We start from the raw sequence: 10050 nt of genomic DNA, 5'->3' as shown, positions 1-10050 counted from the left end.
CCCTTCGGCGCGGCCCCCGGAATCTGTGCGCAGGGAGGGAACCCGAAGCGCAGCGTAGGGCCGGATGATTGAGCGAGCGGTTTTGCCTACTTTTTCCAAGAAAAAAGTAGGACGCCGTAAAGGCGGAAGGGGGCGGCAGCTTCGCCACATCAGCTGGATAAGCACACAATTGCAGTGTACAGATCAGCCCCGAGCCATCTCTATGAACCAGGATCAGAGATGTGTAGATACCTGTGCAGCATCATGACGCTGACAGGCATTGCGCCTTGCTCTGCGGGATGTTTTTCCATCACCTTCACACCGTTTTGACGCCTGACCAACAACCCGCCACCTAAACTCTCCCCGGCAAGCGGAGAGCCTGACTATGTGGCGGTACGGGGTAATGGTGGCATTGGCGTTAGGGCTCACAGGTTGCCAGTCAACCCACGAGCAGTTGATCGAACAGGGCAACCCGCCGGCTTACGCCGACGGCTTTCAGGACGGTTGCAGCAGTGGTCGACAGGCCGCTGGTGTAATGGCCGGTGACTTTCGCAAGGACGTACCGCGCTACCTGCACAACCGCCAGTACGAAACCGGCTGGGACGACGGCTTTCGCCAGTGTCACGCCATGCAGGAAAACCAGGACCTGCAGGACTATCGCGACCGCCACTGGGATGATCGCGACGAGCAGTGGCAGCAGGAGAAAGACCGCGATGCCGCCCGCGCCTACCGACGCAAGTAGGTCGCAAACAGACTGCCGATGAAACTGCCAACCTGTCAGCATGGTCTCCATCAAAAGGAGGCCATCATGAGCCGAGCATTCGTCAACGAAGACCAGGCCGCCACCCAGGCTGACCAGCCGGTAGAGCGCAAGGTCAGCGAGCAACCCAACTACGTCACCGCCCAGGGCCTGGCCCAGCTGCAGCAACGGCTCAGCGAGCTCAAGGCCCAGCGCAGCGAGCTGCAAGCCCTGGGCGAGCACGCCGACAAGCAACGCCTGGCCGATACCGAGCGCGACTTGCGCTATTTCAACGCCCGCGTGCAGAGCGCCCAGGTCGTACCCAAGGCGACGGCCGAAGACAAAGTGCAGATTGGTAGTCGAGTGACGTATGTCGATGAACATGACCAGCAGCACCAGGTGCAACTGGTCGGCGAAGACCAGGCCGATGCCGCGCATGGCCTGATCAACTGGGGTTCACCGCTGGGTCGGGCGCTGCTGGGTGCAGCCCCCGGTGATGAAGTGATGTGGCGACGACCGGCAGGGGATCAGCTGATCGAGATCGTCGCCATCACACCCGAGGCTTAGACCACGCCCTGGGCCAGCATGGCGTCGGCAACCTTGACGAAACCGGCGATGTTGGCGCCCTTGACGTAGTTGATACGGCCGTTTTCTTCACCGTAGTGCACACAGGCGTGGTGGATCGACTGCATGATCGCGTGCAGCTTGCTGTCCACTTCACCGGCGGTCCACAACAGGCGCATGGCGTTCTGCGACATCTCCAGGCCACTCACCGCAACGCCGCCGGCGTTCGAGGCCTTACCAGGTGCGAAGAGGATGCCGGCCTCGATGAAGATATCCACAGCGTCGAGGGTGGTTGGCATGTTGGCGCCTTCAGCCACGCAAATGCAGCCGTTGCGCAGCAGGGTACGGGCGTCTTCGCCGTTGAGTTCGTTCTGGGTGGCGCACGGCAGGGCGATGTCGCAAGGCAGGCTCCATGGGGTCTGGCCCTTGCGGAACTCCAGGCCGAAACGCTCGGCCAGCTCGCTGATGCGACCACGCTTGATGTTCTTGAGCTCCATCAGCGCATCCCACTGCTCATCGGTCATGCCCGCTTCGCAGAACAGGGTGCCTTCGGAGTCCGACAGCGAGATCACCTTGCCGCCCAGGTCCATGACCTTGCGCGCCGCATACTGGGCCACGTTGCCGGAACCGGAGATCGCCACGCGGCGACCGTCGATGCGCAGGTCCTGGCGCTTGAGCATTTCTTCGGCGAAGTACACGCAGCCGTAGCCGGTGGCTTCCGGACGAATCAGGCTGCCGCCGTAGGTCATGCCCTTGCCGGTCAGTACCGAGGTGAACTGGTTGGCCAGGCGCTTGTACTGGCCGAACATGAAGCCGATCTCGCGGGCGCCTACGCCGATATCGCCGGCAGGTACGTCCAGGTCAGCACCGATGTGGCGGTACAGCTCGCTCATGAAGGCCTGGCAGAAGCGCATGACTTCAGCATCGCTCTTGCCCTTGGGATCGAAGTCCGAACCACCCTTGCCGCCGCCCATGGGCAGCGAGGTCAGGGAGTTCTTGAACACCTGCTCGAAGGCCAGGAACTTGAGCACGCCCAGGTTCACCGACGGGTGGAAGCGCAGGCCGCCCTTGTACGGGCCGATGGCGCTGCTCATCTGGATACGGTAGCCGCGGTTGACATGGACCTTGCCTGCGTCATCGACCCACGAGACACGGAACAGGATCGCGCGCTCAGGCTCGACCATGCGTTCGAGGATGCCGGCCTGCAGGTAGTGTGGGTTGGCTTCGAGGAAAGGCCAGAGGCTGCGCAACACTTCTTCCACGGCCTGATGGAATTCAGGCTGGGCTGGGTCACGCTGTTTCAGACGTGCAAGGAAGTCTTCGACGGATTCGAACATGAGACATTTCACCAGATAGAGTGGGACTTATTAGTTTTTTCAGGACTTTACCAAGAACCACTCGCACCGCAACAGGGCGACATGTCGTTTTTATGAAATTAAATGGTGCGTTTGTATAAGTGTATACAGTTTGATCGCGAGCCAGGCCCGCTGCTACGGGGCAAGGGAGGCGAGTAGCTGGCAATAGAAAACGGGGCCCGAAGGCCCCGTTTTTGTGCAAACCCGTGAAGGTTATGCCAGTTTTTTGTGCCGTACCCGGTGCGGCTGGGCGGCAGCTTCGCCGAGACGCTTCTTGCGGTCGGCTTCGTACTCGGTGTAGTTGCCTTCGAAGAACACCGCTTGCGAGTCGTCTTCGTAAGCCAGGATGTGGGTGGCCACACGGTCAAGGAACCAACGATCGTGAGAGATCACGATGGCGGCGCCCGGGAAGTCCAGCAGGGCTTCCTCCAGCGAACGCAGGGTTTCGACGTCCAGGTCGTTGGACGGTTCGTCGAGCAGCAGGACGTTGGCGCCTTCCTTGAGGGTCAGGGCCAGGTGCAGACGGCCACGCTCACCACCGGAGAGGTCCTTGACGAACTTCTGCTGGTCGCCGCCCTTGAAGTTGAAGCGCCCCACGTAGGTCCGCGATGGAATCTCGTAGGTGCCGATACGCAGCTGGTCGGAGCCGTCGGAGATCTGCTGGAACACGGTCTTGTTGCCGTCCAGGTCCTCGCGGCTCTGGTCGACGCACGCCAGTTGTACGGTTTCACCGATTTCGATGGTGCCCGAGTCTGGCTGCTCCTTGCCCATGAGCATGCGGAACAGGGTCGACTTACCGGCACCGTTACCACCGATCACACCGACAATGGCGCCCTTGGGCATGCTGAACGACAGGTTGTCGATCAGCACGCGATCGCCATAGCCCTTGGTGACGTTCTTGAACTCGATGACCTTGTCCCCCAGGCGAGGGCCGGCCGGGATGTAGATCTCGTTGGTTTCGCTGCGCTTCTGGAATTCCTGCGACTGCATTTCTTCGAAGCGTTGCAGACGCGCCTTGGACTTGGACTGACGAGCCTTGGCGCCTTTGCGCACCCACTCCAGTTCTTCCTTCATGGCCTTTTCATGGGCCGACTGCTGCTTGGATTCCTGGGCCAGACGATCGGACTTGGCTTCCAGCCAGCCCGAATAGTTGCCTTCGTATGGAATACCGGCGCCGCGGTCGAGTTCGAGGATCCAGCCAGCAACGTTGTCCAGGAAGTAACGGTCGTGGGTAATCGCGACCACGGTGCCCGGGAAGTCGTGGAGGAAGTGTTCCAGCCAGGCGACGGAGTCGGCGTCCAGGTGGTTGGTCGGTTCGTCGAGCAGCAGCATGTCGGGGGCCGACAGCAACAGGCGGCACAGGGCCACACGGCGCTTTTCACCGCCGGACAGGTGTTCGACCTTGGCATCCCAGGCCGGCAGGCGCAGGGCGTCGGCCGCCACTTCCAGCTGGCGTTCCAGGTTGTGGCCGTCGCTGGCCTGCAGGATGGCTTCGAGCTTGGCCTGTTCGGCAGCCAGCTTGTCGAAGTCGGCATCGGGTTCGGCATAGGCCGCGTAGACCTCGTCCAGGCGGGCCTGGGCATCCTTGATCACGCTGACCGCTTCCTCGACCACTTCACGTACGGTCTTGGTTGGGTCCAGTTGCGGTTCCTGCGGCAGGTAGCCGATGTTCAGGTCTGGCATAGGGCGGGCTTCGCCGTCGAACTCTTTGTCGACACCGGCCATGATTTTGAGCAGGGTGGATTTACCCGAGCCGTTCAGGCCGAGCACGCCGATCTTGGCGCCTGGGAAAAACGACAGGGAGATGTTCTTCAAGATTTCCCGCTTCGGAGGGACAACTTTGCCCAGCCGATGCATGGTAAAGACGTATTGAGCCATGGAAAAACCTAGCGTCAGAGACGAAAAAATGAGCGCGAAACAGATGAAGGGAGCCGCGGCCCCCAGGAAAGGGCCAAAGCTACCGTAATGCGCCTGGTTGGGCAAACCGCCGACGAACAGGGCTGGCACTTTGCCACGTTTGCGGGCATGCTAACCGCCCTTCGGGCGTCGGGCTTATAGTGCGAAACCGGAGTAGCCGCCAGGACCGCGGTGCTTGCCCCCCAGCAGCTCTAAACCTGCCATCCAGCCATACCGCAGGATCATCGTTTGACCAATCTCAATCAGCCGACATCCTTGCGCACACCGTCCAGCGCGTCCGGCTCTCCATTGCGCGGTTCCTTGAAGAGCGCCCTGGCCCTGCTGGTATTCCTGCTACTTGGCCTGCTGCTATGGCAGCTGGTCGACCAGTACCGTCATACCCAGGCCGACCAGTACCAGCAAAGCCTGGATGCCAGCGCCGAGCTTGCCGACCACCTGTCCCTGAACATGTCGCTCAAGGCCCAGCAGGCCCTGAACCTGGTGCAGCCCTACCGCTCGTCGATTGGCGCAGAACAAGTGCCCGGGACGCTCACGCACCTGCAGAGCCAATTGCCCGCGTTGCAAAGCCTCGCCTGGATCGACGCAAACGATACCGTGCTCGCCGACAGCCTTGGCGACACTCCCGACCTCGGCACACTGCGAACCCTGCTGCAGCTGAGCCAGGGGCGCCCTTACTACTACAGCAATAGCGCGGACAACCGGCTCATCTACCTGCTGCTTCGCCAGCCCGGCGAGGCGCGGGGGTACTGGCTGCTGCGCCTGGACGCGACGTACTACAACGACCTGACCTCGCACCTGGACCGGCCCAATCATCCGCTGTGGCTGCTGGAAAACAGCCGCACCGGCACCATCATCAACCGTCACCCGCCAATGCCCGGCAGTGACGAGCCGCTGCAAAGCGTGATGCTGGCATTCCTCGACAACAGTACCTGGCAACTGCGTGGCCTGTTCGATGCGGGGCTCGCCCGCCAGGCACTGCTGCCGGCACTGATCGGCAAATGCGTACTGGGCCTGTTCTGCGCTCTGATCCCGTTGCTGGCGCTGGTCAACATGCGTCGGCGCCACCGCATGCTGCAGGAAAGCCGTCGGCGCTATCACGACATTTTCGAAGGCACCGGGGTGGCCCTTTGCGTGCTCGACCTCTCCGGTTTGCCCGGGATGCTGGAGCGCCACCGCCTGCCCAGCCGCCAGGCCCTTGCCCAGCGCCTGGGCTTCGACCTGTCGCTGCGCCGTGCGCTGCTGCAGGAGTTGAAAGTCACCGAAGTGAACCAGGTGGCCCTGCAATTGCTCGGTGTGCAATGCAGCAATGGCGCCTGGCAACGCTTGATCGAAGGCGCCGAGGACGGGGCCGATGGCATCGGCCTGCAACTGCTCGAAGCGGTGCTCGACAAACAGCGACAGCTGGAACTGGAAGTGCGCCTGCCACTGGACAATGGCCAGGTGGTGCACCTGTGGCTGATGGTACGTTTTCCCGAAGACCGCCGCGATTACCAGGCCGTGATCCTCAGCATCAGCGACATCACCAGTCGCAAGCAGGTCGAGCTGTCGCTGCTGGAGCGCGAAAGCTTCTGGTCGGATGTGGTGCGGACCGTTCCTGATCAACTCTATGTGCAGGACATCGACAGCCAGCGGATGATTTTCAGCAACCGCAACCTGGGCCAGACCCTGGGCTACGACCGTACCGAGCTGGCGCAGCTGGGCGAGCATTTCTGGGAGCGCCTGCTGCACACCGACGATGCCCAGCTTTACCTGCAGATGCGCCAGCAGCAACGCGACTCCGGCTATGCCCAGCAACTGCACTGCCAGTTGCGCTTCCTCCATCGCGATCGCAGCTGGCGGCGTTTCGACATTCGCGAACAGGCACTGACCCGTAACAGCGCAGGCCGGGTCACCCGTATCATTGGCGTGGGCAAGGACGTCACCGACCAGATCGAGGCCAGCGAGTCGCTGCGCGACAGCGAGCAGCGCTACCGCATGCTGGCCGAAAGCATCAGCGACGTGATCTTCTCCACCGACAACCAGCTTCAGCTCAACTATGTCAGTCCGTCGGTGCACGCGGTGCTTGGCTATGACGTGCAGTGGATCTTCGACAACGGCTGGCAGTCCACCATCGCCAACCCAGCGCAACTGACCGGCATCTACAGCCTGGTCGAACGGGTCAACCGCGCCCTGGGCGACCCCGCGCAGCTCGAACAGCTGCGCACCCAATTGCCGACCCAGCTGTTCCTGTTCGACTGCCTGCGCGCCGATGGCCGCAAGATCCCCATAGAACTGCGCCTGGTGCTGGTATGGGACGACCAGGAGCGCTTCGAAGGCATCCTCGGCGTGGGCCGTGATATCAGCCAGCAACGCCGGGCCGAGAAAGACCTGCGCATGGCGGCCACGGTATTCGAGCATTCGACCTCGGCGATCCTGATCACCGACCCCGCCGGCTACATCGTCCAGGCCAACGAAGCGTTCAGCCGGGTCAGCGGCCATGCCGTGGCCGATGTCCTCGACCAGTTGCCAGGCATGCTGACCGTCGATGAACACCAGGAAGCGCACCTGCGCTACGTGCTCAAGCAACTCAACCAGCGCGGTACCTGGGAAGGTGAAGTGTGGCTCAAGCGCCGCAGCGGCGAGCACTACCCGGCCTGGGTCGGCATTACCGCGGTGCTCGACGATGAAGGCGACCTGGCCAGCTACGTGTGCTTCTTTACCGACATCAGCGAGCGCAAGGCCAGCGAACAGCGTATCCACCGCCTGGCCTACTACGACGCCCTGACCCACCTGCCCAACCGCACCCTGTTCCAGGACCGCCTGCACACGGCCCTGCAACAGGCCGATCGGCAGAAGGCCTGGGTGGTGCTGATGTTCCTGGATCTGGACCGCTTCAAGCCGATCAACGACTCCCTCGGCCATGCCGCCGGCGATCGCATGCTCAAGGACATGGCCGAGCGCCTGCTCGACTGCGTCGACGATGACGACACCGTGGCACGCATGGGTGGTGACGAGTTCACGTTACTGCTGCAACCACGTGCCTCCCGCGAGATGGCACTCAATCGCGCCATCCATGTGGCCGAGCAGATTCTCGCCAGCCTGGTACGGCCGTTCGTGCTGGAAAACCGCGAGTTCTTCGTCACCGCCAGTATCGGCATCGCACTGAGCCCGCAGGACGGCAGCGAGCTCAGCCAGTTGATGAAGAACGCCGACACGGCCATGTACCACGCCAAGGAGCGCGGCAAGAACAACTTCCAGTTCTACCAGGCCGACATGAACGCCAGTGCCCTGGAACGCCTGGAGCTGGAAAGCGACTTGCGCCATGCACTGGAACAGAACGAGTTCATTCTTTATTACCAGCCGCAGTTCAGCGGCGACGGCAAGCGCCTTACCGGGGCCGAGGCCCTGCTGCGCTGGCGCCATCCGCGTCGCGGGCTGGTGCCGCCGGGCGACTTCATCCCGGTGATCGAAGAGTTGGGCCTGGTGGTGGATGTCGGTGACTGGGTACTCAAGGAAGCCTGCCGCCAGCTCAAGGCCTGGCATCAGGACAAGGTGCGTGTGCCCAAGGTGTCGGTGAACATCTCCGCCCGGCAATTCTCCGACGGCCAGCTTGGCACGCGGATCGCCACCATCCTCAAGGACACCGGCCTGCCGCCGGCTTGCCTGGAGCTGGAGCTGACCGAAAGTATCCTGATGCGCGAGGTCGACGAGGCAATGGTGATTCTCGACAGTCTCAAGAACCTGGGCCTGAGCATCGCGGTCGACGACTTCGGCACCGGCTACTCGTCGCTCAACTACCTCAAGCAGTTCCCCATCGACGTACTGAAGATCGACCGCACCTTCGTCGACGGCCTGCCCGAAGGCGAACAGGACGCCCAGATAGCCCGGGCCATCATTGCCATGGCCCACAGCCTGAACCTGGCGGTGATCGCCGAGGGTGTGGAGACACACGAGCAGTTGGAGTTCCTGCGTGAGCACGGCTGCGACGAAGTGCAGGGCTACCTGTTTGGACGGCCCATGCCAGCGAACCAGTTCGAGGCCCAGTTCAGCAACGAAACGCTGTTCATGTTCGAGTAGCAAAGGCAAGCAACCGGCATCGGGTAAAACAACAATTCACGCCCCGCTTGCCTCTTGAAACTTGCAGCTTGTCGCTCATGAGCCCCATTTGTCTGCGACATGATGCCCTTTCATATGCCAGACAATTTCTGATGGGGTAGAATGCCCGCCTATTTCAGCACGATCCTTGAGGACCGCCATGTTCAGCCGTGATTTGACCATTGCCAAGTACGACGCCGATCTCTTTGCCGCCATGGAGCAAGAAGCTCAGCGCCAGGAAGAGCACATCGAGCTGATCGCTTCGGAAAACTACACCAGCCCGGCTGTCATGGAAGCCCAGGGCTCGGTTCTGACCAACAAATACGCCGAAGGTTACCCAGGCAAGCGCTACTACGGCGGTTGCGAATACGTCGACGTGGTCGAGCAACTGGCCATCGACCGTGCCAAGGAACTGTTCGGCGCCGACTACGCCAACGTCCAGCCGCACGCCGGTTCCCAGGCCAACGCCGCTGTCTACCTGGCCCTGCTGTCGGCAGGCGACACCATCCTGGGCATGAGCCTGGCCCACGGTGGTCACCTGACCCACGGTGCCAACGTCAGCTCGTCGGGCAAACTGTACAACGCTGTCCAGTACGGTATCGACGCCAACGGCCTGATCGACTACGACGAAGTCGAGCGTCTGGCTGTCGAGCACAAGCCAAAGATGATCGTTGCCGGTTTCTCTGCCTACTCGCAGATCCTGGACTTCCCACGCTTCCGTGAAATCGCCGACAAGGTTGGCGCCTACCTGTTCGTCGACATGGCCCACGTTGCCGGCCTGGTCGCTGCAGGTGTCTACCCGAACCCGGTTCCATTCGCCGACGTGGTGACCACCACTACCCACAAGACCCTGCGCGGTCCACGTGGCGGCCTGATCCTGGCTCGCGCCAACGCCGACATCGAGAAGAAGCTGAACTCCGCTGTTTTCCCAGGCGCCCAGGGCGGCCCGCTGGAGCACGTGATCGCCGCCAAGGCCATCTGCTTCAAGGAAGCACTGCAGCCTGAGTTCAAGGCATACCAGCAGCAAGTCGTGAAGAACGCCCAGGCAATGGCCGGCGTGTTCATCGAGCGCGGTTTCGACGTGGTGTCCGGCGGTACTCAGAACCACCTGTTCCTGCTGTCGCTGATCAAGCAGGAAATCTCCGGTAAAGACGCCGACGCCGCCCTGGGTCGCGCCTTCATCACCGTCAACAAGAACTCGGTTCCCAACGACCCACGCTCCCCGTTCGTCACCTCCGGCCTGCGCTTCGGCACCCCGGCTGTGACCACTCGCGGCTTCAAGGAAGCAGAGTGCAAGGAACTGGCCGGCTGGATCTGCGACATCCTCGCCGACCTGAACAACGAAGCGGTGATCGACGCCGTTCGTGAGAAGGTCAAGGCCATCTGCGCCAAGCTGCCGGTCTACGGCAACTGATCGCAAGC

General features: G+C 62.0%; 6 protein-coding genes. 4 read left to right on the top strand and 2 right to left on the bottom strand.

Going from position 1 to position 10050, the window contains the following annotated elements:
• The first annotated feature begins 364 nt into the window (after positions 1-364).
• Together NPS58_RS23095 and NPS58_RS23090 are read left to right on the top strand one after the other, a co-directional pair.
• The gene (locus NPS58_RS23095; RefSeq protein WP_274117566.1) at positions 365-721 is read left to right on the top strand and encodes a hypothetical protein; all 357 of its coding nucleotides are present in this window, start codon (positions 365-367) and stop codon (positions 719-721) included.
• A 66-nt stretch (positions 722-787) separates the two neighbouring features.
• Positions 788-1285 (top strand): GreA/GreB family elongation factor, encoded by a 498-nt coding sequence (locus tag NPS58_RS23090; RefSeq protein ID WP_274117565.1) that lies wholly within the window; start codon positions 788-790, stop codon positions 1283-1285.
• On the opposite strand, the gene gdhA is transcribed toward NPS58_RS23090, so the two are convergent.
• Positions 1282-2619: an NADP-specific glutamate dehydrogenase gene (gene gdhA / locus NPS58_RS23085; RefSeq protein WP_274117564.1), complete on the bottom strand. Its 1338-nt coding sequence runs from the start codon at positions 2617-2619 to the stop codon at positions 1282-1284. The two genes, NPS58_RS23090 and gdhA, sit on opposite strands and share 4 nt — an antisense overlap.
• A 231-nt stretch (positions 2620-2850) precedes the next feature.
• Positions 2851-4515 (bottom strand): energy-dependent translational throttle protein EttA, encoded by a 1665-nt coding sequence (gene ettA, locus NPS58_RS23080; RefSeq protein ID WP_274117563.1) that lies wholly within the window; start codon positions 4513-4515, stop codon positions 2851-2853.
• 267 nt (positions 4516-4782) lie between these two features.
• On the opposite strand from ettA, the gene NPS58_RS23075 reads away from it, so the two are divergent.
• A complete protein-coding gene (locus tag NPS58_RS23075) occupies positions 4783-8610 on the top strand; it encodes a sensor domain-containing protein (protein WP_274117562.1) in 3828 nt (1275 codons plus the stop codon).
• Positions 8611-8788: 178 nt separating this feature from the next.
• Positions 8789-10042: a serine hydroxymethyltransferase gene (gene glyA / locus NPS58_RS23070; protein ID WP_274117561.1), complete on the top strand. Its 1254-nt coding sequence runs from the start codon at positions 8789-8791 to the stop codon at positions 10040-10042.
• Positions 10043-10050 lie beyond the last annotated feature (8 nt).

The sequence above is a fragment of the Pseudomonas putida genome (assembly GCF_028682455.1).
GTDB lineage: Bacteria > Pseudomonadota > Gammaproteobacteria > Pseudomonadales > Pseudomonadaceae > Aquipseudomonas > Aquipseudomonas putida_AA.
Note: the sequence above shows the minus strand (reverse complement) of the source record. Positions and strands in the feature narration are given on the sequence as shown.

Bases quoted from the DNA above. Each gene is read 5' to 3' on its own strand.
- NPS58_RS23090 (WP_274117565.1), top strand. From the start codon at position 788: ATGAGCCGAGCATTCGTCAACGAAGACCAGGCCGCCACCCAGGCTGAC.
- NPS58_RS23095 (WP_274117566.1), top strand. From the start codon at position 365: ATGTGGCGGTACGGGGTAATGGTGGCATTGGCGTTAGGGCTCACAGGT.
- gdhA (WP_274117564.1), bottom strand. From the start codon at position 2,619: ATGTTCGAATCCGTCGAAGACTTCCTTGCACGTCTGAAACAGCGTGAC.
- ettA (WP_274117563.1), bottom strand. From the start codon at position 4,515: ATGGCTCAATACGTCTTTACCATGCATCGGCTGGGCAAAGTTGTCCCT.
- glyA (WP_274117561.1), top strand. From the start codon at position 8,789: ATGTTCAGCCGTGATTTGACCATTGCCAAGTACGACGCCGATCTCTTT.